This window comes from Micromonospora sp. NPDC005686, from assembly GCF_042871665.1.
Lineage (GTDB): Bacteria > Actinomycetota > Actinomycetes > Mycobacteriales > Micromonosporaceae > Micromonospora.
On record NZ_JBIAIY010000003.1, the window covers coordinates 625,740 to 649,736 of the forward strand.

At 73.5% G+C, this 23,997-nt stretch carries 22 protein-coding genes, 1 pseudogene and 1 riboswitch; of the genes and pseudogenes, 8 read left to right on the forward strand and 15 right to left on the reverse strand.

The window, feature by feature from the left end; all coding sequences use genetic code 11:
• Positions 1–77: 77 nt before the first annotated feature.
• From ACFYON_RS10020 to ACFYON_RS10055, 8 genes are all read right to left on the reverse strand, one after another.
• Positions 78–1,313: a ricin-type beta-trefoil lectin domain protein gene (locus ACFYON_RS10020; protein ID WP_354863474.1), complete on the reverse strand. Its 1,236-nt coding sequence runs from the start codon at positions 1,311–1,313 to the stop codon at positions 78–80.
• Positions 1,314–1,426: 113 nt separating this feature from the next.
• The gene (locus ACFYON_RS10025) at positions 1,427–2,707 is read right to left on the reverse strand and encodes an MFS transporter (protein ID WP_354863473.1); all 1,281 of its coding nucleotides are present in this window, start codon (positions 2,705–2,707) and stop codon (positions 1,427–1,429) included.
• Positions 2,704–3,279 (reverse strand): winged helix-turn-helix domain-containing protein, encoded by a 576-nt coding sequence (locus tag ACFYON_RS10030; RefSeq protein WP_354863472.1) that lies wholly within the window; start codon positions 3,277–3,279, stop codon positions 2,704–2,706. The genes ACFYON_RS10025 and ACFYON_RS10030 overlap by 4 nt, the downstream gene beginning before the upstream one ends.
• Before the next feature lie 57 nt (positions 3,280–3,336).
• The gene (locus ACFYON_RS10035) at positions 3,337–3,774 is read right to left on the reverse strand and encodes a VOC family protein (protein ID WP_354863471.1); all 438 of its coding nucleotides are present in this window, start codon (positions 3,772–3,774) and stop codon (positions 3,337–3,339) included.
• Between the two features lie 109 nt (positions 3,775–3,883).
• Positions 3,884–4,375 (reverse strand): SsrA-binding protein SmpB, encoded by a 492-nt coding sequence (gene smpB, locus ACFYON_RS10040; RefSeq protein ID WP_354863470.1) that lies wholly within the window; start codon positions 4,373–4,375, stop codon positions 3,884–3,886.
• Entirely contained in the window at positions 4,348–5,016 is a 669-nt protein-coding gene (locus ACFYON_RS10045) for a lysoplasmalogenase (protein ID WP_354863469.1), read from the reverse strand. The genes smpB and ACFYON_RS10045 overlap by 28 nt, the downstream gene beginning before the upstream one ends.
• Positions 5,013–5,840: a sterol desaturase family protein gene (locus ACFYON_RS10050; RefSeq protein WP_354863468.1), complete on the reverse strand. Its 828-nt coding sequence runs from the start codon at positions 5,838–5,840 to the stop codon at positions 5,013–5,015. Before ACFYON_RS10050 ends, ACFYON_RS10045 begins: the two co-directional genes overlap by 4 nt.
• Entirely contained in the window at positions 5,837–6,565 is a 729-nt protein-coding gene (locus tag ACFYON_RS10055) for a GntR family transcriptional regulator (RefSeq protein ID WP_354863467.1), read from the reverse strand. The genes ACFYON_RS10050 and ACFYON_RS10055 overlap by 4 nt, the downstream gene beginning before the upstream one ends.
• Before the next feature lie 137 nt (positions 6,566–6,702).
• Here ACFYON_RS10055 and htpG point away from each other — a divergent pair, with 137 nt between their 5' ends.
• Complete coding sequence (htpG, locus tag ACFYON_RS10060; protein ID WP_354863466.1) at positions 6,703–8,586, forward strand: molecular chaperone HtpG; 1,884 nt, start codon at positions 6,703–6,705, stop codon at positions 8,584–8,586.
• A 66-nt stretch (positions 8,587–8,652) separates the two neighbouring features.
• Here htpG and ACFYON_RS10065 read toward each other — a convergent pair whose 3' ends face one another.
• The 3 genes from ACFYON_RS10065 to ACFYON_RS10075 all read right to left on the reverse strand — a co-directional run bounded on the left by ACFYON_RS10065 (position 8,653) and on the right by ACFYON_RS10075 (position 11,141).
• Entirely contained in the window at positions 8,653–8,901 is a 249-nt protein-coding gene (locus tag ACFYON_RS10065) for a hypothetical protein (RefSeq protein WP_354863465.1), read from the reverse strand.
• A 160-nt stretch (positions 8,902–9,061) separates the two neighbouring features.
• Positions 9,062–9,538, reverse strand: coding sequence for a helix-turn-helix domain-containing protein (locus ACFYON_RS10070; protein WP_354863464.1), 477 nt, complete (start codon positions 9,536–9,538; stop codon positions 9,062–9,064).
• 46 nt (positions 9,539–9,584) lie between these two features.
• A complete protein-coding gene (locus tag ACFYON_RS10075; RefSeq protein ID WP_354863463.1) occupies positions 9,585–11,141 on the reverse strand; it encodes an LLM class flavin-dependent oxidoreductase in 1,557 nt (518 codons plus the stop codon).
• Between the two features lie 165 nt (positions 11,142–11,306).
• Positions 11,307–11,452, forward strand: a riboswitch (cyclic di-AMP (ydaO/yuaA leader).
• Between ACFYON_RS10075 and ACFYON_RS10080 the strand changes: the two genes are divergently transcribed.
• Together ACFYON_RS10080 and ACFYON_RS10085 are read left to right on the forward strand one after the other, a co-directional pair.
• Positions 11,451–12,089, forward strand: coding sequence for a transglycosylase family protein (locus ACFYON_RS10080; protein WP_354863462.1), 639 nt, complete (start codon positions 11,451–11,453; stop codon positions 12,087–12,089). (Overlaps the previous riboswitch by 2 nt.)
• A 220-nt stretch (positions 12,090–12,309) precedes the next feature.
• Positions 12,310–12,759, forward strand: coding sequence for a YbaB/EbfC family nucleoid-associated protein (locus ACFYON_RS10085; RefSeq protein ID WP_357707878.1), 450 nt, complete (start codon positions 12,310–12,312; stop codon positions 12,757–12,759).
• A 155-nt stretch (positions 12,760–12,914) separates the two neighbouring features.
• Here ACFYON_RS10085 and ACFYON_RS10090 read toward each other — a convergent pair whose 3' ends face one another.
• The 4 genes from ACFYON_RS10090 to ACFYON_RS10105 form a co-directional block, all read right to left on the reverse strand.
• The gene (locus tag ACFYON_RS10090; RefSeq protein ID WP_354863460.1) at positions 12,915–14,978 is read right to left on the reverse strand and encodes a M4 family metallopeptidase; all 2,064 of its coding nucleotides are present in this window, start codon (positions 14,976–14,978) and stop codon (positions 12,915–12,917) included.
• Between the two features lie 375 nt (positions 14,979–15,353).
• Complete coding sequence (locus tag ACFYON_RS10095) at positions 15,354–17,675, reverse strand: transglycosylase domain-containing protein (protein ID WP_387320714.1); 2,322 nt, start codon at positions 17,673–17,675, stop codon at positions 15,354–15,356.
• Between the two features lie 115 nt (positions 17,676–17,790).
• Entirely contained in the window at positions 17,791–18,450 is a 660-nt protein-coding gene (locus ACFYON_RS10100) for a hypothetical protein (protein WP_387188429.1), read from the reverse strand.
• 143 nt (positions 18,451–18,593) lie between these two features.
• Positions 18,594–19,133, reverse strand: a complete 540-nt coding sequence (locus ACFYON_RS10105) for a hypothetical protein (RefSeq protein ID WP_387188427.1) — start codon at positions 19,131–19,133, stop codon at positions 18,594–18,596.
• A 156-nt stretch (positions 19,134–19,289) separates the two neighbouring features.
• On the opposite strand from ACFYON_RS10105, the gene ACFYON_RS10110 reads away from it, so the two are divergent.
• The 5 genes and pseudogenes from ACFYON_RS10110 to ACFYON_RS10130 form a co-directional block, all read left to right on the forward strand.
• Positions 19,290–20,231, forward strand: a complete 942-nt coding sequence (locus tag ACFYON_RS10110) for a diacylglycerol/lipid kinase family protein (RefSeq protein ID WP_387188425.1) — start codon at positions 19,290–19,292, stop codon at positions 20,229–20,231.
• A 29-nt stretch (positions 20,232–20,260) separates the two neighbouring features.
• Entirely contained in the window at positions 20,261–20,689 is a 429-nt protein-coding gene (locus ACFYON_RS10115; protein WP_387188424.1) for a hypothetical protein, read from the forward strand.
• Positions 20,690–20,734: 45 nt separating this feature from the next.
• Positions 20,735–23,527 (forward strand): FAD-binding and (Fe-S)-binding domain-containing protein, encoded by a 2,793-nt coding sequence (locus ACFYON_RS10120; protein ID WP_387188422.1) that lies wholly within the window; start codon positions 20,735–20,737, stop codon positions 23,525–23,527.
• On the forward strand, positions 23,527–23,733 hold the full coding sequence (locus ACFYON_RS10125; protein ID WP_354863453.1) for a hypothetical protein: 207 nt from the start codon (positions 23,527–23,529) through the stop codon (positions 23,731–23,733). Before ACFYON_RS10120 ends, ACFYON_RS10125 begins: the two co-directional genes overlap by 1 nt.
• 15 nt (positions 23,734–23,748) lie before the next feature.
• Positions 23,749–23,946: pseudogene (locus tag ACFYON_RS10130) on the forward strand (glutaredoxin family protein); the annotation flags it as partial.
• Between the last annotated feature and the right edge of the window lie 51 nt (positions 23,947–23,997).

A 23,997-nucleotide genomic window follows, 5' to 3' on the forward strand; every position in this document is an offset into this window, starting at 1 on the left:
ACCGGGACGCAACGCCATTCGTGCCGCCCCCGGGGCGGGCGGGGTGTGGCGCCCGCCCCGGGCCCCGGGGGTGCCGGTCAGCGCCGCCACTTCTGGTTGGCGGCGCCGGTGCAGTCCCAGATCTGCAGCCGGGTGCCGTCGGCCGAGCTGGGACCGGTGGCGTCCAGGCACTTGTTGGCCTGGGGATTGACGATGTCGCCGGCCGCGCTGAACACCCACTTCTGCGCGCCGGTGCCGTTGCAGTCGTAGAGCTGCACCTTGGCGCCGCTCGCGGTGGATCCGGCGGCCACGTCGAGGCACTTGCCGAGCGCGCGGACCGAGCCGTCGGCGTTCCAGGTCCACCGCTGGGCGGCGGTGCCGTTGCAGGTCCAGAGCTGCACCGGGGTGCCGTTGGCGGTGTTGGCGCTGGCCACGTCGACGCACTTGTCGCCGTACCCGACGATCTGCCCGCCGGTGCCCCCGCCGCCGTTGTCCCAGGCCTGGACCCGGACGTAGTCGATCGTCATGGTCTGCGGGAACGTGGTGCCGCCGTCCGGCGAGCCGGGCCAGTTGCCGCCGACCGCGACGTTCATGATCATGAAGAACGGGTGGTCGAAGACCCAGCGGTTGCCCCCGATGTCGGCGGGCGTCTTGCGCGAGTACGCCACGCCGTCGAGGTACCAGGTGATCGAGTCCGGCGCCCAGTCCACGGTGAAGGTGTGGAAGGCGTCGGCGAGCGCCTGCCCGCCCGGCAGCGAGGTGGACGCGCCGACGCCGCTGCCGCCCGAGTAGCCGGGGCCGTGCAGCGTGCCCCAGACGGTCGACGGCGCGTAGCCGACGTTCTCCATGATGTCGATCTCGCCGCTGCCGGGCCACGGGTTCGTGCCGATGTCGTTGCCGAGCATCCAGAACGCCGGCCACAGTCCCTGTCCACGCGGGACCTTGATGCGCGCCTCGAACCGCCCGTACGCCTGGGCGAACGTGCCGTTGGTGAGCAGCCGGGCCGAGGTGTACTGGCAGCTTCCGTACCAGCAGGAGTAGCCGGACGGGTTCTCCTTGCGGGCGGTGATGACCAGGTTGCCGTTGCCGTCGAGCGCGGCGTTGCGGGTGCTGTTCGTGTAGTACTGCAACTCGTTGTTGCCCCAGCCACCGCCACCGATGTCGTAGCGCCACTTGCTCGCGTCGGGGGCGGCGCCGGCCGGGCCGTTGAAGTCGTCGGACCAGGTGACCGCCCCGGGGGCGGCGATCGCGGGGGAGTCGGGGACGGTGGCGAGGGCGGCGGTGAGGCCGACCGCTGTCACCGCCAGGGCGGCGAGGGTACGGATGGTGCGCACGGGGCGCCTCCTGCGGGATGGTGGCCGTCACCGTCGCGGCGGCCGGCCCCGCCCGACGGTTAACAAACCATACAAATAGACTTCGATGAAGGTATGAACGAAGTCGGTCGATGTCAAGAGAGCGCTTCCCGCTGGCGCTCCGGCGTCGGCTCGGGCTCACGCTGCCGTACCACTGTGGGCCGGCGCATGTCCCGCCACGGACCGCCCAGCAGCGGTGTCAGCACCACCAGCAGGTAGCAGGCGCCCATCACGACGAGCGTGGACGTGGGGCCGAACCGGTCCGCGGCGAATCCCGCGCCGACCGCGCCGGCCGGCATGGCCGCCCACGCGCCCGCGCCGATCACGCCGTACACCCGGGCCCGCATGGCCGGCGGCACCCGCTCCAGCTCGACGGCGCCCATCAGCGGGTTGAGCGAGCCGGCGGCCAGCCCGGCCACCGCCACCACGGCGATCACCACCGGTAGCGGCGGCGCGGCGGCGAGCGCCCACAGTGGCGGCGCGCCGCACAGCGCGAAGGCGGTGACGAACGTGGCCCGCCGGGGCAGCCGGTGCCCGATCGCGCTGAACACCAGCGAGCCGACCAGTGCCCCACCACCCATGACGCCCACCAGCAGGCCGAACGCCGCCGGTCCGCCGAGTTCCCGGTCGGCGACCACCGGCAGCAGCACCTGGCTCTTTGCCGCGTCGAACAGGTTGGTCACCAGCACCAGCAGGACCATGGCGCGCAGCAGCGGCTCGCGGACCAGGAAACGCAGCCCGGCGGCGAACTGCCGCCAGTAGCCCCCGGCCTCCGGCTCGCTCTCGTCGCCGCCGGGGCTGAGGTCGCGCGGCACCAGCAGCGTCACCACGAGCGCCGACACCGCGAACGTCACCGCGTCCACCGCCAGCACCGGCAGCGCGCCGAACACGCCGACCAGCAGACCGGCCACCGGTGCGCCGATCATCCGGGCGCCGCGCGCGGTCGCCTCCGCCCAGCCGACCGCCCGCTCGATCGGTACCCCGGCCGCCTCCGCCGCCTCCGGCAGCAACGCGGTGCGCGCGGTCTGCCCCGGCGTGTCCAGCAGGCCGCTGACGAAGACCAGGGCCAGCAGCGCCGGGAACGGCAGCCCGACGGTGGCGTGCAACAGGGGTACGGCGGCGATGGTCACGCCGGAGACCACGTCGGCGAGCACGCTGGAGCGGCGGTAGCCGATCCGGTCGACCAGTACGCCGCCGAACGCGCCGCCGAGCACCACGGGTGCGGTGGCGAACGCGCCGGCCAGCCCGGTGGCCGCCGGTGAGCCGGTCTCGGACAGCACGTAGAGCGGCAGCGCGATCAGCGTGAGCACGTTGCCGGTCAGCGAGACGGCGTGCCCGATCAGCAGTCCGGTCAGGGGCCGGCGGTCGCGGTTCACTGCGGCCCCCGGTACGCCTGCCAGATCAGCGTGACCATCTCGGCGCCGGACCGCCCGGGTGCGCCGCGTTCCTGCCAGCGCCGGCCCAGCGCGGACAACTCGTCGCGCAGCTCGACCAGTTCCTCCGGCGTCAGGCGCAGCACCATGTCGCTGCTGGTGGTGCCGCGTACCCAGGCCGGGTCGAGGCTCGCCTCGGAGTCCAGGTACGCCTGGTAGCGGTCCACGTAGCGCTGCATGGCGGCCTGGCGCAGCAGGTTGCCGGCGAGCCGTCGCTCCGGGTCGTCGAGCAACTCCAACGGATCCCAGTGGGTGGTGGCGTGCGCGGCCCGCCACCACCGCTCGCGCCGGTCCCGGGCCAGGTCGGGGGCCTCGGCCACGAAGCCGTGCTCGGCCAGCTTGCCGATGTGATAGCTGACCGAGCCGACCGCCTCGCCGGTCCGCTCGCTCAGCATGCCGACCGTCTGCGGGCCGCGCAGGCGCAGCTCGCCGAGCAGCCGTAGTCGAGTGGGGTGGGCCAGCGCCCGCATGGCTCGCGGGTCGCTCACGCGCCGGTTGCCGGTCTCGTCCGCCATACCGGCAGGCTAGAACAACAAGAAATGATGTACAAGACGTCTTGTATATCGGCGGAGTCAGTCCAGGCAGAACTCGTTGCCCTCCGGATCGGTCATCAGCAGGTGGCCCGCGTCCAGCGGGGGAGCGGGCTCGTGGCGCTCGACGCGCGTCGCGCCGAGCGGGACGAGCAGGTCGGCCGTCGCCTCCAGCGCCGCCATCCGGGCCTCGCCGGTCAGCCCGGGCGCGGCCCGGACATCCAGGTGCACCCGGTTCTTGACCCGCTTGGGCTCCGGCACCCGCTGGAAGAACAGTCGCGGACCGGAGCCCTCCGGGTCGACCACGGCCGAGGCGTCGTTGTGCCGCTCCGGCGGAACGCCCATCGCGGTCAGCGCCTGCTCCCACGAGCCGAAGCCCTCCGGCGGGCCCTGGATCCGATAGCCGAGAACCTCGGCCCAGAACGCCGCGAGCTTCGCGGGATCGGCGCAGTCGATGGTGATTTGCACGTCGCGAGCCATGGCAGCTCCCCTTCCGTCCGGTCCACCGGCGAACCGGCGGTAGGTGTGATCGGTCGCCCTCCACCCTGCCGGAACCAGCGGACAGGAACTGTCCGCGACATGTGGCGGATCAGGTGCGACGGCCGGCTGCGCGGCCCTTGAGGCGCCGGCCCATCTCCCGGGCGATCTCCTTCTTGGCGTCCCGCTCGGCCAGCGCCTGGCGCTTGTCGTACGAGCGGCGACCCCGGGCCAGGCCCAGCTCCACCTTGGCCCAGCCGTCGGCGAAGTACATCGACAGCGGCACCAGCGTGACGCCGCCGTCGCGCAGCTTCTCCAGGATCCGGGCAATCTCCACCCGGTGCAGCAGCAGTTTCCGGGTGCGCCGGGGCGCGTGGTTGGTCCAGGTGCCGAAGCCGTACTCGGCGATGTGCAGGCCGTACAGCATGATCTCGCCGTCGCGCTCCTGGGCGAACGCGTCGACCAGCGACACCCGCCCCTCACGCAGCGACTTCACCTCCGTGCCGGCCAGCACGATGCCCGCCTCGTACGTCTTGAGGATGTCGTAGTCGTGCCGTGCCTTCTTGTTCGAGGCGATCAGCTTGCGCCCGTTCTCCCTGGCCACGCGAGCAGGGTACCGGCCGGCGGCGGCTGCGGGCCGGTCGCCGGGCGCGTCGCGGTCACCCAGCCGGTGGTGATCAGCAGCAGCGCGGCGCAGTAGGTGACCATCACCAGCAGGCCCCGCCCGGGCAGCTCCACCCCGGCCGCGCCGATGCCGATGAGCAGGTCGGAGACGAGGAAGAGCGCCCCGCCCACGGCGACCCGGGCGGACACCCCGGTCGCGGCGGCGGCCATCAGGCACAGCGCCAGGCTGTAGCCGAGCACCGGCAGCCGCAACGGCCCGAGCATGCTCCACAGCAGCGCGTTCGCGCCCGCCCAGGCGAGCAGGTAGCCGGCCCACGCCACGGCCCGGGCCCGCCGGTACCGCACGAAGGCGGTGATGAACGCGATCTGGGCGACCAGGAAGAAGCCCATGCCGGCCAGGAACGCGGTGTCGCCCCGCAGGAGCAGGGCGACGTCGCCGGCGGTGGCGGCGACCAGGCCCACCGCCACCGCGTCCCACCGGCGCCGGTGCGCCAGGAGGTACGCCAGCAGCACCGGCGCCAGCAGCGGCTTGGCCAGCCACTGGAGCACTGACGAGTCGAGCGCGACGCCGATCAGTTCGACGGCGGCGACCAGCCCGAACAGGGGCAGCAGCCGCCTCATCGGACGGGCTGCCAGCCGGGACGGCCGAGCAGGTAGCCCAGCCGGTGCCGCCAGCAATCGGCCCGGCGTACGTCGGACCAGATGGCGGCGAACTCGTGGGTGGCCACCCGCAGCGGGTTGTAGGTGCCGATGTTCCTGGTGAGCCCGTAGCGCGCGGTGGCGCGCTCGGGCTCGAAGCTGCCGAACAGCCGATCCCAGACGATCAGGATGCCGCCGTAGTTGCGGTCCAGGTACTCGGTGTTCGAACCGTGGTGCACCCGGTGGTGCGACGGGGTGTTGAAGATCCATTCGATCGGCCGGGGCAGCACGTTGATCCTCTCGGTGTGCAGGAAGAACTGGTAGAGCAGACTGACCGACTGCTGCAGGAAGATCATCCACGGTGGGATGCCGAGCAGCGCCAGCGGTAGCCAGAACGGCAGCGAGGTCATCGGCGTCCAGCTCTGCCGCAGCGCCGTCGACAGGTTGTAGTGGACGCTTGAGTGGTGCACGACGTGGCTGGCCCAGAGCACGCGTACCTCGTGGTGGGAGCGGTGGAACCAGTAGTACGCCAGGTCGTCGGCGAAGAACAGGATCACCCAGGTCCACCAGTCGCCGGGGGACAGCTGCACCGGCGCCACGGTCCACAGCCCCGCGAACAGGCCGACGGTGAGCAGCTTCCACGGGATGCCGATGATCTGGCTGCCCAGCCCCATGGACAGGCTGGTGGCGGTGTCGCGCACCTCGTAGCCGCGTTCGTCGTCGTCGGGCAGGAAGCGGTAGGAGACCGCCTCGATCACGATCAGGAGCAGGAACGCCGGGACCGCGTACAGCACGGCGGGGATCATGCGCGCGCTTCCCTTCGGGGGGTGGGGGAGAGGGGGGTGGTGACCGGCGCGGTCAGCAGCGCCCGGGCGTGCCGGGCCGCCGCCGCGCCCTGACCGGAGGCGACAGCCGCGGCGAGACTGCGGTGCCCGGCGACGTCGAGCAGTTCGGCCGCGCGGGCGTCCGGGGGTACGTCGCCTACCGCGAACGTGCCGGCCACCAGGCTGTTGAACGCGAGCTGGTAGGCGGTGTTGCCGCTGCCGCGCACGATCAGCCGCCAGACGGCGATGTTCGCCTCGTGCATCAGGTCCAGGTCGGGGGCCAGTTCGCCGTACTCCTCGGTGGCCCGGACCACCGCGGCGACCACCGCCGCGTCCCCGCGCTCGGCGCAGAGCCGGGCCGCGTCGGTCCCGACGCAGGCCCGCATCTCCAGCATGTCGCGCACCAGCGTCTCGACCGGGAGTACGTCACCGGAGCGCGCCAGGGACAGCGCCAGGTCCAGCCCCGCGTGGACCCGCCAGTCCAGTACCCGGGTCGCGCCGCCCTGACTGACCCGGACCAGGCCGAGCTGTTGCAGGCGGCGCAGTGCCTCCCGGACCGCGTGCCGGTTGACGGCGAACGCCCCGGCCAGCTCCCGCTCGCCGGGCAGCGTCTCGCCCGGCGCGTAGCGGCCGGACACGATCGCGTCCCGAAGCCGGCCGAAGACGTGGTCGGAGACCGAGACACGAGGCGCGGGATCGAAGGTCATGCGCAGCAGTGTGGCCCGAACAGATCAACCCGTCAACTGGTTGGACCAGCCGGTTTCGGGGGCGGCCGGTGCGTGCCGCGATGGTCACGCCTCGTATCCTTTCCGCCGTAGGCCCGCCAGAGTGGAAGGGAGTCGGTGTGAGCGAGACGTTGGAGTTCCAGGCCGAGGCCCGTCAGTTGCTGCAACTGATGGTGCACTCGATCTACTCGAACAAGGACGTCTTCCTGCGCGAACTGATCTCGAACGCGTCCGACGCGCTGGACAAGCTGCGGCTGGAGTCGCTCGTCGACAAGGAGCTGTCGGCCGACACCGCCGACCTGCACATCGAGATCGAGGTCGACAAGGACGCCCGTACGCTCACCGTGCGGGACAACGGCATCGGCATGACCCGCGACGAGGTGGTCGGCCTGATCGGCACGATCGCCAAGTCCGGCACCGCCGAGCTGCTGCGCAAGCTGCGCGAGTCCGCCGACGCCGCCGCGTCCCAGGAGCTGATCGGCCAGTTCGGCGTCGGCTTCTACGCCACGTTCATGGTGGCCGACAAGGTGACGCTGCTGACCCGCCGCGCCGGGCGGTCCGGCGGCACCCGCTGGGAGTCCAGCGGCGAGGGCACGTACTCGATCGAGGAGGTCGAGGAGGCGCCTCAGGGCACCTCGGTCACGCTGCACCTCAAGCCGACCGACACCGAGGACAACCTGCACGACTACACCGCCGAGTGGACCATCCGCGAGATCGTCAAGCGCTACTCCGACTTCATCTCCTGGCCGATCCGGATGACTGTCGACAAGCCCGGCGAGGACGGCGCCACCATCCGCGAGGAGCAGACGCTCAACTCGATGAAGGCGCTCTGGGCGCGCTCGCGGGACGAGGTCGACGAGGCCGAGTACAAGGAGTTCTACCGGCACGTCGCGCACGACTGGGCCGACCCGCTCGAAACCATCCACATGCGCGGCGAGGGCACCTTCGAGTACGAGGCGCTGCTGTTCCTGCCCTCGCACGCCCCGCTCGACCTGTTCTCCCCGCAGGGCCGCCGCGGCGTGCAGCTCTACGTCAAGCGCGTGTTCATCATGGACGACTGCGACGCGCTGATGCCCAACTACCTGCGCTTCGTCAAGGGCGTGGTGGACGCGCACGACCTGTCGCTGAACATCTCGCGGGAGATCCTCCAGCAGGACCGGCAGATCCGCGCGGTGCGCCGCCGGCTGGTCAAGAAGGTGCTCGCCACACTCAAGGACATGTCCGCCGAGTCGTACCGCACGTTCTGGACCGAGTTCGGGCCGGTGGTGAAGGAGGGTCTGCTGGAGGACCCGGACAACACCGAGACGCTGCTGGAGCTGGTGCGCGCCGCCAGCACCCACGACCCGGCCGAGCCGACCTCGCTGCGCGCGTACGTGGAGCGGATGCGCGACGGCCAGACCGAGATCTACTACGCCACCGGTGAGAACCGGACCACCATCGAGAACTCGCCGCACCTGGAGGCGTTCCGCGCCAAGGGCTACGAGGTGCTGATCCTCACCGACCCGGTGGACGAGGTGTGGGTCGAGCGCGTCGGCGCGTACGACGGGAAGACGCTGCGCTCGGTCGCCAAGGGCCAGGTGGACCTGGAGACCGAGGAGGAGAAGGAGAAGGCCGAGGCGGACCGCCAGGAGTACGCCGACCTGCTCATGTTCCTCGGCGGCGCGCTCGCCGACAGCGTCAGGGAGGTGCGCCTGTCCACCCGGCTGACCACCTCACCGGCCTGCGTGGTGGGCGACGCGCACGACATGACGCCGACGCTGGAGAAGATGTATCGGGCCATGGGCCAGGAGGTGCCCCGCGTCAAGCGGATCCTGGAGCTGAACCCGGCCCACCCGCTGGTCACCGGGCTGCGTAAGGCGCACGGGGAGGGCGGCGACACGGCCGCGCTGACCGAGACCGCCGAACTGCTGTACGGCATGGCACTGCTGGCCGAGGGTGGCGAGCTGGCCGACCCGGCCCGGTTCACCCGGATCCTCGCCGACCGCCTGGCTCGCGGCCTGTAGCCGTAGGGAGGGGCCCTTTCTTGTCGCCTGCGCGACAGAGAAGGGCCCCCGTTCAACGCCTGGCGCTCAGGGGAGCGCGGGGTAGAGCGCGGCCACTCCGCCGGACAGTCCGGCCCGGACCCGGCGCGCGACGTCGTCGGCCAGGATCTCGTAGCTGTCCGACTCGATGCCGTCCGCCGCGAGCCGGGCGATCTTGGCCGGGTCGGTCTTCGGGCCGGTCACGGCGGCGGTCATCTCGGTGTCCGTGTAGCCCACGTGCGGGCCCGCGACGCGGACGCCCCGGCCGGCCAGCTCGAGGCGCAGGGCGTTCGTCATCGACCACGGTGCCCGGGTTGCGGGCGGCGGCCCAGACCGTGGCGCCACGCGCGACGAGTTCGGCGGCCAGGTGCCGGCCGAAGCCGCGGTTGGCGCCGGTGACCAGGGCGGTGCTTCCAGCGATCTTCATGTCTCGCTCCGGGGTGTGGGAAGGGGTGCGTCAGGCGGACAGCAGGCCCGGGCCGGGCAGAACGGCCAGCTCACCGGGCGGTACGTCGTGCCCGGCGTCGCAGCGCAGCCGGGCGTGCACCGCCGCGCCGCACTCGTCGTGGGTCACCCGGACCGCCGGGCCGGCCCCGTCGGCGGCGTACGCGTCGCCCCACTGCCGCAGCGCGACGAGCACCGGGATGAGGTCGCTTCCCTTGGCCGTGAGCACGTACTCGTCGCGGGTGCGCTGCCCGGGCTCGCGGTAGGGGCGTCGGTCGAGCAGCCCGTCGCTGACGAGCTGCTTGAGGCGTGCGGCGGCCACCGGCTCGCTGACGCCGACCCGCCGGGCGAAGTCGTCGAAGCGGCGGGTGCCGAACGACGCCTCCCGCAGCAGGAGCAGCGTGGTGCGGTTGCCGACCACCTCCAGCGCCCGGGCGATCGAGCAGTTGGCGGTGGACCAGGAGTCACGCTGGGCGAGGAGGTCCGTCACGGCGTCGACGGTACCCCCTGACTTAGGAAAGCAAAAGTCAGCTGTCTCACAGCTGGCCGGGGAAGAACCCGTACCGGGCCAGCGGCTCGACGATCTGGTGCTCCTCGTACGACAGGTGCGACAGCAGCGTGTCGGTGAGCAGGTCCACCGCCTCCTGGAGGCCGGTGAAGTCCCCGGGCCGGCGGACCAGCTCCACGAGCGCCCGGTCGACGCTCTCCACCACGCCGTGGATCACCACGTGCTCCTCCTCCAGGCGGTCCAGCACGGCGGCCAGCCCGGCCTCGGAGCGGCGCAGGTGCGGGAAGATCGAGGCGTCCTCCAGCCCGTGGTGCTGGGTGACCATGGTGCAGTACGCCGCGCAGTACGCCCCGAGCGTCCAGTTGTTCTGCCGCATGGTCATCTCGTTCAGCGCGGCCCGCGCCCGGCCCGGCGACACCGTGCCCCGCTTGACCTGTTCCAGCAGGTCGCGCACCTGGGCGAGCTCCTGGCGCAGGTGGTCGTGCACGTCGACCAGGTGCTGCCCGGCGGCCTGTCCCCGGGGCGGGTAGGCGTGCCCGGCCGGCGGCGGCGGGGCGCTCGGGCGGGTGGACTCGTCCCAGGGGCGGCGTGCGCTCAGGCGTACCCCCGGGTCCGGGGTGGGGGTGACCCCGAGCGTGCCGGCGCCGCCGCCGGCGGCCTGTTGTCCAGCGGCCGGGCGGGGCTCGGGCGCGGTGCGCTCGGCGGCGACCAGCTCGCGCACCGCGGGCGCGACCTCCTGGCCGAAGATCTGGATCGCGCGCGGCTCGTCGCTGCCGAGGATGAACGTGGTGATGCCGTGCTCCAGCGTGAGCCCGGCCAGTTCCTCCACCCACTGCTCCGGCGGCCCGGCCAGGAGGCCGCCCGACGAGCGGGCGAACGTGCCGGTCACGTTGAGCATGCGGCGGATCGCGGCCGGATCGCGTCCGGCGGCCCGGGCGCCCTCGTCCACCAGGGCGTTCAGGGCGGGCAGCTCGTCGGGGCCCTTCGGCAGGTACGACAGGGACGGCAGCCAGCCGTCCGCGGCGCGGCCGACCAGGCGCAGCATGCGCGGCTTGTACGCGCCGACCCAGATGCCCACCGGGTGCGCGGGCGCCGGGCCGCGCTTGGCGCCGACCACCTGGTAGTGCTCGCCGTCGACGCGGATCATGCCGCGGCGGTCGGTGTCCCAGACCTCGCGGATCACCCGGATCGCCTCGTCGAGGGCATCGACGGCCGCGCCCGGGGACAGGCGTCGCCCGCCCGCCGCCTCGATCGCGTCCCAGAACGCGCCCGCGCCGAGTCCCAGCTCGACCCGGCCGCCGGTGAGCAGGTCCAGGCTGGCGACGCTGCGGGCCAGCACCACCGGCTGGCGCAACGGCAGGTTCAGTACGTTTCCGGCCAGGCGGACGCGTTCGGTGGCGGCAGCCACGTAGGACATCAGCGTCCAGGTGTCCAGGAAGCCCGGCTGGTACGGGTGGTCCTGGAACGTGACCAGGTCCAGCCCCACCTGCTCGCAGAGCCGGGCCAGCGCCACCACCTGGTCCGGCTGCGCGGCGGCGGGGGTGAGGAAACCGCCGAAGGTCAGCTCGTGTCCGTGATCGGTCATCTGTCCCGCCTCCCGTGATCTTGCCCAGCCCTGCCACGGTAGCGCCCGGTAGCCCGGCCGGGTGAAGGGCATCACAAGAAGTGGACGATCGACGCAAAGCGCTCTTAGCGTCGGTTTCGTTCGCAGTAGCGGACACCGCAGGCCGGAAACGCCAAATCCCGCCGTCGGCCGCGGTCACCGAACCTCGTGCGGGAGCGGGGGAACCACACGTTCCACGGTGCATCGTCACCTCGGGGTGAAGCCGCCACCGGCGGCCGGGCTCCTCGGCCCGAACCCGACAGCTCACCTCGTCGGCGTGGAGGAATCCACATGGCAACTGAACACTCAGCCCGAGGCCGCCGTACCGCTCTCGGAGCGGTGATGGCCGGCGCCGCCCTCGGCGCCGCGACCCTGTTCGGCTCGGCCGCTCCGGCCAGCGCGGGCGTCAACTGGGACGCTGTCGCTCGCTGCGAGTCGGGCGGCAACTGGAAGATCAACACCGGTAACGGCTACTACGGCGGGCTCCAGTTCTCCCGCGCCACCTGGAACGGCTACGGCGGCCAGAAGTACGCCGCCCGCGCCGACCTGGCCAGCCGGTCCGAGCAGATCGCCGTCGCGGAGAAGGTGCTGCGCGGGCAGGGCATCGGCGCCTGGCCGGTCTGCGGCAAGAAGGGCGGCTCGGCGAAGAAGGGTTCCGGGTCGGCCACTGCCGACAAGCGGTCAGGCGTGAAGAAGGCCGCGCCGCGGCGTCCCGCCACGAAGAGGGCCGCACCGGAGCGGGCCCTCGTCGCGCCGCGGCCCGGTACCGGCGCCGGGACGTACCTGGTCCGGCCCGGGGACACGCTGTCGGAGATCGCCGTGGCGCAGCGCGTCGACGGCGGCTGGCGTGCCCTGCACGAGCGCAACCGCACGGTGGTCGGTGACGACCCGGGGCTGATCTTCCCCGGTCAGCGGCTGCGCCTGCGCTGAGCGGCTCCGGCGGCGCCCGGCCGGGTCACCCCGGCCGGGCGTTCGCCCGTCCGCGACACGCCGCGTCAACGGGTCTCCGCCCGGGCGCGACACGCCGCACCACGGGCGTCCGGCCTGCTCGCGGCACCGGGAGGCGACCCACGCCGGCAGGCGAGCGCGATTCGTCGGGGCCGGTTGCTAGGGTCACGGTGCTCGGCTAAGACGTGAGGAAAGCGCGGATATGACCAACGACCCGTTCTCGGCGGCCGCGAGCCTCGATGAGCTGCTGACCCGTACCCAGCAGGCGCTCACCTCGATGCGCTCGCGGGCCTCGGCGCATGCCGACGGCGAGGCGGGCGACCTCCTGCGCGCCGAGGGCACGGCCGCCGGCGGCCGGGTCCGCGCCGTCGCCGTCCAGGGTGGCCGGCTGGATTCCGTGACGATCGACCCGGAGCTGGCCGGCGAGCCGCTGGGCGTCCTCTGCGAACACCTCGTCGCCGCCGCCAACGCGGCGCTGTCCGAGCTGGACGCCCAGGTCAGCGCGTCCGCGCGGGCCGACGCCGACGCGCTCGCCGCCCGGCTCGGCAGCATGGGCGACCAGGCCGAGCTGTTCGGCCGCGCGATGCACGAGGCGGCCGCGCGGATCCACCGCGACCGGGGCGCCGCGTCCCAGGGCGCGTGCCCGGCCTGACGCATCGGTGCCGGCCGGACGACGCGCCCGGCCCGGCGCGACGACGCGCCCGGCCCGGCGCGACGAAGCGGCCGGCCCGGCGCGACGACACCCGGCCGGGCGCGACGAGGCGGCCGGCCGTCGGGAGGACGACGACCGGCCGCGCTACGCCACGGTCAGCTCAGGTTGACCGCGGTGTCGTCGACGACGAAGGACGTCTGCAACGAGCTGTCCTCCACGCCGCTGAACGAGATGGTCGCCGTGGTGCCGGCCAGCGACGAGATGTCGAAGGACCGCTGCACGTAGCCGGTGGCCTTGTTCAGGTTGGAGTAGGTGGCCAGCGTGGTGCTGCCCGCCTTGACGGTGAGCTTGTCGTACGCGGTGCTGGTGGTCGACTCCGCGCTGTCGATGTGCAGCCAGAAGCTCAACGTCGCACGGCATCCGGCCGGGATCGTCACCGACTGACTGAGCGTGTCGGTGTGCGACGAGCCGTATCCGTCCAGCCACGCCTTGTACGAGCCGCCGTGCGCGGCCTGGCCGCTGTTGGTGGTGATGACGCCGGACGAGGCGCTCCAGCTCACGTTGCCCGACTCGAAGCCCGGGTTGGCGAGCTTGTTGCCGGAGCAGCCGCCCGGCGGCGGGGTGGTCGTGGTGCTCGGGGTGGGCGTCGGGCTGCCGCCGGAGCAGGTCGGGTCACCGGACTGGGCGGGCACGCTCACCGCGTCCCAGGCGGCCTTGACCGTGTTGAACTCCGCGCAGCTGCCGGGGTAGAGGTTCTTGGCCGCCTGCAGCGTCCAGGTGCGGTACTTCAGGTACGACGAGGACGAGGTCTTCAGCAGCATGCCGTTGTACATGATCTTGATGGCCTTCTGGATGCCCAGGCCGGTCACGCTGCTGCTGTTGCAGGTCGAGCTGGACGGCTGCCCGTTCGTCGGGCTGCTGCCGTTCGCCAGCAGGTAGAACCAGTGGTTGCCCGGCCCGGCCGCGGCGTGCACCTCGGTCGACGGGATGCTGCTGGAGTAGCAGTTCGGGTCGCCGAGCGCCGACGGGTTGTACATGTTGCGGATCGGGCCGGAGCCGACCAGGTTGATCTTCTCGCCGACCAGGAAGTCCGGCGCGTCGTAGCTGGACGGCTCGTTGGCGAACCACTCGGTGGCCGCGCCGAACGTGTCCGCCACGAACTCCTGCGTGCCGCCGCCGGAGATGCCGCCCGGGGTGTTGTCGTCGATGCCGTGGCCGATCTCGTGCGCCACCACGTCCAGCGAGCCGATCCACTGACCGGCGGTGTTCTTGCCGATCTGCACCTGGCTGCCGTCGTAGTAGGCGTTCTGGTCGTTGAGGCCCACCCGGATCGGCCAGTAGCCGCCGTTGCCGTTGGCGCCGTTGCGGCCCAGCCACTGGGCGAGCATCTTGTGCTCGGTCTGCGCGGAGAACAACGCGTCCACGCAGCCGGTCTCCTTGTTGGTGCCGGTGCCGTTGCCCCACACGTCGTCGGAGCCGCTGAACGTGGTGTTGTTCGCCGCGTCCTGGCAGCTCAGGTTCGTGACGGTCGGGTCCTTCATGGTGTACGTGGAGCCCGACTGGGTGGTGTTGAGCGTGAGCGGGCTGGGTCCGTTCCAGGCGCCGGTGCCGGTGCCGCGTACCACGTGCTCCTGCTGGCGCAGGACCGCGCCGGTGCGGGCGTCGACGTCGACGGTGAGCCGGCTGGGGCCGTCCGCGCTGGTGCCGCGTACCGTGGTCTCCCAGGCCAGCGCCGGTGCGGCGCCGAGCGTGTAGACCACGAGCGTGGTGCCCTCGACCGCGCTCACGGTCTTGAGCTGTGCGCGTGCCGTCTTCGCGGCGGCGGCCCGGGTCAGCGCGGGCGTGGTGGCGAGGGCGCCGATCGGGCGCTGCTGGGCGACCGAGGCGTACTTCAGGTTGCCGGCGGAGTCCGTGGCGAGCACGAAGTCGCCGCCGACCACCGGCAGTCCCTTGTAGGTGCGCTCGTAGGGCACGTACTGGGTGCCCTCGGAGGAGATGACCGGCTTCTGGACGAACGCGTCGTCAGTGCCGGCCTGCAGGTACGCGGGGCGGTCCGCGACCAGGGCGCGGGCCGAGTCGGCGGCGGCCGCACGGGCCTGGGCCGGGTTCGGGGCGGCGGGTCCGGGTGGCGCGGCCTGCACGGCCGCGGCGGTGCCGGCGGCGAGGATGCCGGCCGCGGCCGCGCCGGTGAGCGCGGCGAGGCGAGGTGAGAGTTTCACGGAGGTCTGCTCCTGTTCTACAGGTGCGCCGCACGGAGCCCGGTGGGGTCGGGCGGCGCGGTGGTGCGAGGCAGGGTGACGGCCGGTCACCGGAGCTGCCGGCGTGGCTCCGGGTCGACAGATCGACCGTCGTGAGTCGCCGGGGGTCGGCGGCTCGCTGGTGCACAATCACACGCCGCCCGAGCCCGGAGCAATGGGTGACCTGGGCAACCGACACTCGCCGTGCGCCCCGCCGCGGACCTCCACGCACGCAGCCATGATCTTCAATAGCCCCTGATCAGGGCGAATATCGTCGATGGTGAATGGGTGCCGGTGCAAATTGCGGACGTTGCCGCTGTGCGCGGATGGCGCACATAGACGCGAGGCGACAGCGGGTCAGCGCGGACCGCGGGTCCGCGTCGGCGCCCCGGTGGGCGGCGGCGGTAGTGACGGCGTCAGCGTCGGCCGCGAAGTCGGCCGTCCGGTCGGGTCCGGGCTGGGGCTCGACGAGGAGGGACTCGGGCTCGGGCTCGGCGACTCCGACGGCGTCGGCGCGGCGGTGGTCGGCGGCGGTGGCGCCGACCGGGTCGGCTCCGGGGTCTCGCCGGGGAACTTCGGCTCACCGAAGCGGTACTTGTCCGGGTCGAGTCTCATCGCCTCGGTGGCCTTGGTCATGAACTGCCGCCAGATCGGCGCGGCGCCGGTCGAGCCGTACACCTCGTAGCTGCCGCCCCTGGTCCGCAGCGGTTTGCCGTCGGTGGTGCCCAGCCACACCGCCGAGGCGAGCGCGCCGGTCCAGCCCACCATCCAGGTGTGCACGTTCTGCGTGGTGCTCTGCCCGGCCTGCCAGGTGCCGGTCTTGCCGGCGGAGTCCCAGCCGTTGCCCAGTTCGGCGGCCCGGACCCGGCGCAACGTCCAGTCGAGCTGGTCGATCGCCTCTCGGTCCAGCCCCAGGTCCGTCGTGCGCAGTTGCTCGGTCCACACGTCCTCGTCGTCCTTGCTCACCGACCGGACGAAGTGGGCGTCGGCGCGCTTGCCGCCGGCCGCGAACGTGGCCATCCCGTTCGCGTGGTCCTGCACGGTGATGCCGTACTGCCCGATCCCGACCTCGGTGGAGAACCGCTTCGCGACCTGATCGGCGGGGTCGCTGCGCAGGTCGACCCGCTGCGGCCGGGGGTTGCCCCGCACCGTCTCCCACATCGACTCCACGCCGGCCTGCCGCGCCGTCTCGATCACCTTCGCCGTGCCCAGCTTCTCGGTCAGCTCGAAGTAGGTGACGTTGAGCGAGGCGACGGTGGCCTCCCAGAGCGCGCAGTCCGGCTGGCAGGCAGCGTGCTCGGCGTTGCGGATCGGCCCGGCCGGGCTCCCCTTGGTGCGCCCCGAGGCCGGGAACTCCTTGGTGTCCGGCGAGTCGAACCGCTGCTTCACCGAGATCCCGTCGCGGACGGCGGCGGCCAGGTCGTACACCTTGAACGACGACCCCGGCGGGTGCTGGCCGAAGCCGCGGGCCTCGCCGTTCTCGTCGGAGTACCAGCCGGCGTAGTCCGCGCCCGAGCCCTTGTCGCCGCCGTAGTAGCCGAGCACCCGGCCGGTGCCCGGCTCCACCGCCACCAGCGCCGCCTGCCAGTTGCGCGGCTGGCCGCGTACCGCCCGGGGCGCGGTGTCCCGGCGGATGTCCGCCGCCGCCTCGGCCGCGTCCTGCACGCGCTTGTCGATGGTGGTGACGATCCGGTAGCCGCCGTCGCGGATCACCTCGTCGGGCTTGCCGCGGAACGGCTCGATCCCGCGCAGCTCGGCGAGCACGTGGTTGACCACCAGACCGGTCGGGCGGTCCAGGTCGGACCGCCCCGCGTCCTTGTCGATCGGCCGGACCGTGTCCGGGTACGCGAGATCGGCCGCCTGCTGCGGCGTCAGATAGCCGAGCTTGACCATGCCGTCGCGGATGTAGTTCCACCTGTCGATCGAGTTCTGCCGGGCCAGCGCGTTGCGGCGCGGGTCGTAGCCGGGCGAGCCCTCGGGGTCGGCCGGGTCCGCCTCCGGCTGCTTCACCATCGCGCAGAGCACCATCGCCTCGGCCGGGGTGAGCTGCCGGGCAGCGGGCCCGTCCCGGCGCACCGTCTTGCCGAAGTACGTCTGCGCGGCCGCCTCGATGCCGTACGCGCCCCGGCCGAACGGCACGGTGTTCAGGTAGAAACCGAGGATCTCGTCCTTGGAGTACGCGTCGTCGAGCTTCCAGGCGATCACCGCCTCGCGCAGTTTCCGCGAGTAGGTGACACCGCGCAGGTCGGCGGCGATGCGCGCGTACTGCTGGGTGAGGGTGGACGCGCCCTGCCGCTGCCCGCCGCTGACGTTCGCCCAGGCCGCGCGCAGTACACCCTTGAAGTCGATGCCCTGGTTCGTCCAGAAGGTGCGGTCCTCGGCCGCGACGATCGCCTGCTTCGCCGAGTCGTTCATCTGGTCGTACGGCACGATGGTGCGGTTCTGCGCGCCCAGCTTCGCCATCGGCGTGCGCCCGTCGGCGTAGTAGACCGTGGTGGACTCGGGCAGCTTCAGGTCGCTGGGCGTCGGCACGCTGTCGAAGTAGTACCCGCCGGCGACCAGACCGCAGCCGGCCAGCAGCGCGCAGACCGCGAGGACGACCAGCAGACGCCGCCGCCTGCGCCGGGGACGCGCCGCAGGCGCGTCGCCCGGTCCCGGTGTGGTTCCGCTGTTCCGCACGCGATACCTCCGACTGCTCGGCTGAGTCGTGCCCGGCTCGCAGGCTAACCGAGCGGCGCCGACGGCACCGGCCGACGCCGTCGACCGGTGTGGCGCGGGCGGAGCGCTCGACCGGTCAGCGCGCCGTCCACCCGGCGGCGCTGTCGTCGCGTTCCCGTCGACCGGCGCGGCGGGTCCGCCACCTGTCGTTGGCGCTCGCGTGGAACGGCGCCGGCCGCCACAACGACCACACCCGTGTGCCGTCCGGGACGGCGAAGGTCTCCCGTTCGGCGTACCCGAGCCGCCGCAGCAGCTCCTCCTGCTGCCCGGCGCACGGGTGCGCGTACGTGGGCAGGCTCAACGTGTCCATCCGGCGCTGCGCCGCGGTCAGCGCCTGCGTCGCGCCGCCCCGGGGCGCGGCCAGCAGCGCCAGATGGTTGTGCGCCTCCACCGGCCGGCGTGCCGCCAGCTCGTCATCGAGGCGGCGGAACCGGCCCTCGTCCGGCCCGGCGGCGCCGGCGAGCCGGTCGGCGTACCGGTGGGGGGCGGGGATCGGCCGGTAGCGGTGGAACCACACGCTGGCGGCGCTGCCGTCGGGCAGCAGGAACGCATCGCCGAACAGCATCGCGTGTTCGGTCCAGATCCGCGCCACGGCGGCGAGGACCGGCAGGCGGCGCGTCGTGTCGGGGACGAGCCAGGCGGCCAGGGCGGTGGGCGCGAGCGCCTCGGCGACGAGATCGGCGATCCGGCCGATGTCGCACCAGCGGGCGCGGACGACGGTCAGGGCTGTGCTCATGGACGGACTCCTGTGTCCAGGGTGGTCGGGTGGGGTCGGTTGCGGGCGCCGGACGACAGTCGACGGCGCGGCCGCGGCGGGCGGCGGTCGGACGGGACGCGTACGTGCTCCGGGGTCGGAGCCGGCGCCGGTGGACAGCCCGCTCAGGCGGGCCTGGTGTCGGGGCGCGACGTGCGGGAGGGCGGCAGCGGTTCGGCCGCGGTCGGCGCGTACCGGTGGGTCAGCGTCGGCAGCCGCCAGCGGTTCGCGTCCGCGTCGGCGACCTCGCTGTGCACCGCGCCGCCGCTGTGGGTGACCCGTTCGTGCGGCGGCACCGCGGGACCGGTCGTGGCGTGCGCCGCCGGTGCCCGGCTGCGTGCGGGGCCCACCCACCGCGTGCTCGCGGCGGTGAGGGAATACGCCGCCGGCGGTGTGTCGCCCGCCCGCGCGGGAGCCGGTGCGGGGGATGCGGCCGGACCGGCCGGATCGGCCGGGCCGACCCGATCAGCCGGACCGGTCATCGCCTCCGGCGTGTGGGGGAGCGCCCCGGCGGTGGCGGTGAGCGGGCCGGACGGCTGCCGGTCGGCGGCGAGCGCATCCGGGCCGGAGGTGACCCCCTGGGTGCCCCAGGCGACGGCCAGGCCGCCGAGCAGCAGACCGAGGCGCAGCGTGTAGCGCGCCACCCGACCGGTCCGTCCCGACATTCCGCACCCTTCGGATCCGCGCCCGGCGGCACGGATCGACGTTCCGCACTGTACCGAACGTGGTGGCCCGGGCACAGGAACGCCGCCGCCGGGGCGCCGGGCGCGTCGCGCCGGGCGCAGGCGTGGGAAACCGGCGGTCCGGGTACCAGCGGGGCCATGGACACGCGCACGGCCGAACGCCCGGACACCGCCACCGCCCTCGCCCCGCCCCCGGTCGGTGTGGTCGCTGTCGTCGCCCACCGGAAGAAGACGTTCGGGGGCGGCCTCGACGAGCTGCGCTCCCGCCTCGTCGGCGCCGGCGTCGGGAAGCTGCTCTGGTACGAGGTGCCCAAGAGCCGCAAGGCGCCCGAGCGGGTCCGCGCGGCGCTGGACGAGGGCGCCGAGCTGGTGCTGGTGTGGGGCGGCGACGGCATGGTGCAGCGATGCGCCGACGCGCTCGCGGGCAGCGGCGTGCCGATGGGGATCCTGCCCGCCGGCACCGCCAACCTGTTCGCGGTCAACCTCGGCATCCCGGTCGACCTGCCCGAGGCGGTCCGCATCGCGTTGCACGGCCGCCGCCGCGACCTGGACCTGGGCCGGATCAACGGGGAGCACTTCGCGGTGATGGCCGGCGCGGGATTCGACGGCGACCTGATCCGTGACGCCGACCGGCAGCTCAAGGGCCGCTTCGGCCGCATCGCGTACGTCTGGACCGGGCTGCGTCACGTGCGCGGCGAGTGCGTGCGGACCCGGGTCCGGGTCGACGGCGCGGACTGGTTCGACGACGAGGCGAGCTGCGTGCTGTTCGGCAACGTCGGCACCATCACCGGCGGCATCCCCGCCTTCGACGACGCCCGCCCCGACGACGGGGCGCTGGAGGTCGGCGTGTCCACCGCCAGCGGTGCCGTGGACTGGGCGCGCACGCTGGGCCGGATGGCCGCCGGGCGCTCCGAGGAGTCGCCGTTCGTGCGGATCACCCGGGGCCGCAGGATCACCGTGCGGTTCGACGCGCCGAAGACGTACGAGCTGGACGGCGGCGCCCGGGGCAAGGCGAAACGGCTCAAGGTCAAGGTCGTCCCGGGCGCGCTGACCGTGTGCTGCCCCGACCCGGCGGACTGACCGCGCCCGGCCCGGGGCAGGATGCCGGAGTGCCCGACGACATCCGCGACTACCTGGCCGAACTGCTCCGCCGCTGCCGGGACGTGCTCGGCGACGACCTGGTCGGCGCGTACGCCACCGGGTCGGTCGGGCTGGGCGCGTACCAGCCGGGACGCGGTGACGTGGACGTGGCGCTGCCGGCCGCCGCGCCGTTGCCTGAGACGACCAAGCGGACGCTGGTGGACCGGCTGCGGCACGAGGCGCTGCCCTGCCCGGCGCGCGGCCTGGAACTGGTGGTCTACCGGCGGGACGTGGCCGCCTCCGGCACCCCGGAGCCGGGCTTCGAGGTCGAAGTGAACACCGGCGCGGCCATGCCGTTCCGGGCCACCTACGCGGCCCGCCGCGGCGGCCCGCCGCCGTCCGGCCCGGCTGCCCGAGCGTGCCAGCGGCGGGTGCTGGACCTCATCACCGCGCAGTGAGCCCCGCCGTGCGTGACTACTGTGAGTCGGGGAGGTGCGGTGATCATGACGGAGTTGAGCGCGTCCGCGCGGGCCGGACTGGAAGCGGTGGTGCCCGGCGGCGTGACGACCCGGGCCGCGGACCGGCTGCGGATGGCCCACGACGCCTCGCACTACCTGCTGCACCCCGGCGCGGTGATCACCCCGTCCGACGCCGGCCAGGTCGCCGCGCTGCTGGCGTACGGCGGCCGCACCGGCACGGGCCTGACGTTCCGCTCCGGCGGCACCAGCCTCAGCGGCCAGGCCGTCACCGACCGGCTGCTGGTCGACGTGCGGCGGCACTTCCGTGACCTGAGCGTGCTCGACGACGGGCGGCGGGTACGGGTGCAGCCGGGAGTGGTGCTGCGGCACGTCAACGCGCGGCTGGCGCCGTACGGCCGCAAGCTCGGTCCTGACCCGGCCAGCGAGTCCGCCTGCACCGTCGGCGGCGTGGTCGCCAACAACTCCAGCGGCATGACCTGCGGCACCGAGTTCAACACCTACCGGACGTTGGAGTCGCTGGTCCTCGCCCTGCCCAGCGGCACCGTGCTGGACACCGGCGCTCCCGACGCCGACGCCCGGCTGCGCGCCGCCGAACCGGACCTGCACGCCGGGCTGCTGCGGCTGCGCGACCGGGTGCGCGGCGATTCCGACTCGGTGCGCCGCATCCGCGCCCAGTACGCCATGAAGAACACCATGGGGTACGGGGTGAACGCGTTCCTCGACCACGACGACCCGGCCGACCTGCTCACCCGGCTCGTGGTGGGCAGCGAGGGCACGCTCGCGTTCGTCGCCTCGGCGACGTTCCGCACCGTACCCGTGCACCCGCACGCCGCGACCGGCCTGCTGGTCTTCGACTCCCTCGGTGCGGCGATGGCCGCCATGCCGGCGCTGGTGGCCGCCGGGCCGGCGGCTGTCGAACTGCTCGACGCCGCCGCACTGCGGGTCGCCCAGCGCGACCCGAAGGCGGACGCCACGCTGCGCGGCCTGGCCGTGCGCGGGCACGCCGCGCTGCTCGCCGAGTGGCAGGAGTCCGACCCGGCGGCGCTGGCCGACCGGGTCGCAGACGCCGGGCCGGTGCTGGCCGGCCTGCCGCTGAGCGCCCCGGCCCGGCTCAGCGGCGAACCCGCCGCCCGGGCCGCGCTGTGGCACATCCGCAAGGGCCTGTACGCGGCGGTGGCCGGCGCCCGCCCGTCCGGCACCACGGCGCTGCTGGAGGACATCGCCGTCCCGGTCGAGGCCCTGGCCGCCACCTGCGCCTCGCTGGCCGAGCTGTTCGAGCGCCACCGGTACGCCGACAGCGTGATCTTCGGGCACGCCAAGGACGGCAACCTGCACTTCATGCTCAACGAGCGCTTCGACGGCGGGCAGGCTCCGGCACGGTACGCCGACTTCACCGAGGAGATGGTCGACCTGGTGCTCGGCCACGGCGGCACGCTCAAGGCCGAGCACGGCACCGGCCGGGTGATGGCCCCGTATGTGCGCCGCCAGTTCGGCGACGAGCTGTACGAGGTGATGCGCGAGTTGAAGACGCTCTGCGACCCGGCGGGCGTGCTCAATCCCGGCGTGCTGATCGGTGACGACCCGGAGATCCACATGCGGCACCTCAAGACCGTGCCGACGGTGGAGGAGGAGGTGGACCGCTGCGTCGAGTGCGGCTACTGCGAGCCTGTCTGTCCCAGCCGCGACCTCACCACCACGCCCCGGCAGCGCATCGTGCTGCGCCGGGAGATCGCCGCCGCGCGGGCCGCCGGCGACACCGCACTGGTCCGGGAGCTGACCGACGCGTACGACTACGACGCGGTGCAGACCTGCGCGGTCGACGGCATGTGCGCCACCGCCTGCCCGGTGCTGATCAACACCGGTGACCTGGTCAAGCGGCTGCGCGCCGAGGAGCACGGCCAGGCGGCGGGCACCGCGTGGCGCGGCGCGGCCCGGCGCTGGGACGCCACCACCCGGGGCATGGCCCGGGGACTCGACCTGGCCGGGGCACTGCCGCCCGCGCTGCCCGAGGCGGCCACCCGCGCCGCCCGCGCGGTCCTCGGCGCCGACCGGGTGCCGCGGTGGCAGCGGGACCTGCCCCGCGGCGGCACCCCACGCCGCCCTCAGCCGGCCGACGACCCGGACGCCGTTTTCGTCCCGTCCTGCCTCGGCACGCTGTTCGCCCCGGCGCGGGGCGGCACCGGCGTGGCCGCCGCGCTGCTCACGCTCGCCGAGCGGGCCGGCGTGCGCCTGCTCGTGCCGGACGGCGTCGGCGACCTGTGCTGCGGCACCCCCTGGTCGTCGAAGGGGCTCACGGACGGCTACCGGGCGATGCGCGACCGCGTGCCGCCGGTGCTGCGCGCTGCCAGCCGCGACGGCACGTTGCCGGTGGTCAGCGACGCCGCGTCCTGCACGGAGGGCTTCGAGCGGCTGCTCGACGGCGCCGGGGACGTGCGGGTCGTCGACGCGGTCGCGTACACCGCCGGCACGCTGCTGCCCCGGCTGACCGTGCGCCGCCGGATCGGCTCGCTCGCGCTGCACCCGACCTGCTCGTCGGTCCGGCTCGGCCTGGACGACGCGCTGCTCACCGTGGCCCGCGCGGTCGCCGACGAGGTGGTGGTCCCGGAGGGCTGGCAGTGCTGCGGCTTCGCCGGTGACCGAGGGCTGCTGCACCCGGAGCTGACCGCGTCGGCCACCCGGGCCGAGGCCGCCGCCGTCGCGGCACGCCCCTTCGACGGGTACGCCTCGGTGAACCGCACCTGCGAGATCGGGCTGGCGCGGGCCACCGGGCAGCCGTACCGCCACCTGCTGGAGCTGCTGGCCGAGGTAACCGCCTGATGCGCAGCTGGCGGCTCGCCGCGCTGATGCTGGCCGTCGGCGTGGCGGTGGGCGCCGGTCAGGACACGTGGGTGTCGTCGGTGGTGGGCTTCCTCGCGTTCGCCGCGGTGGCGGTGCTCTTCTCGCCGCTGGCCTTCCCCCGGTCGCTGACCGCGGCGCAGGCGCGGCGGCGCAGCGCGGACGACGGCCGGCCGGTCATCTACTGACGGCCCGGCTGCACGTACTGCCTGCGGCTGCGTCTCCGGCTGGGCGGGCGGGCCCGGCGCGCGTACTGGGTGGACATCTGGCGTGACCCGGAGGCCGCCGCCGCTGTCCGGGCGGTGACCGGCGGCGACGAGACGGTCCCCACAGTGGTGCTGCCGGACGGGGCGGTGGTCAATCCCGACCCGGCGTGGTTGCGGGCGCGGCTCGGGGCCTGACCGGCGAACCCCGGCTCGGGGCCTGACCGGGCGAACCCCGGCACGGGACGG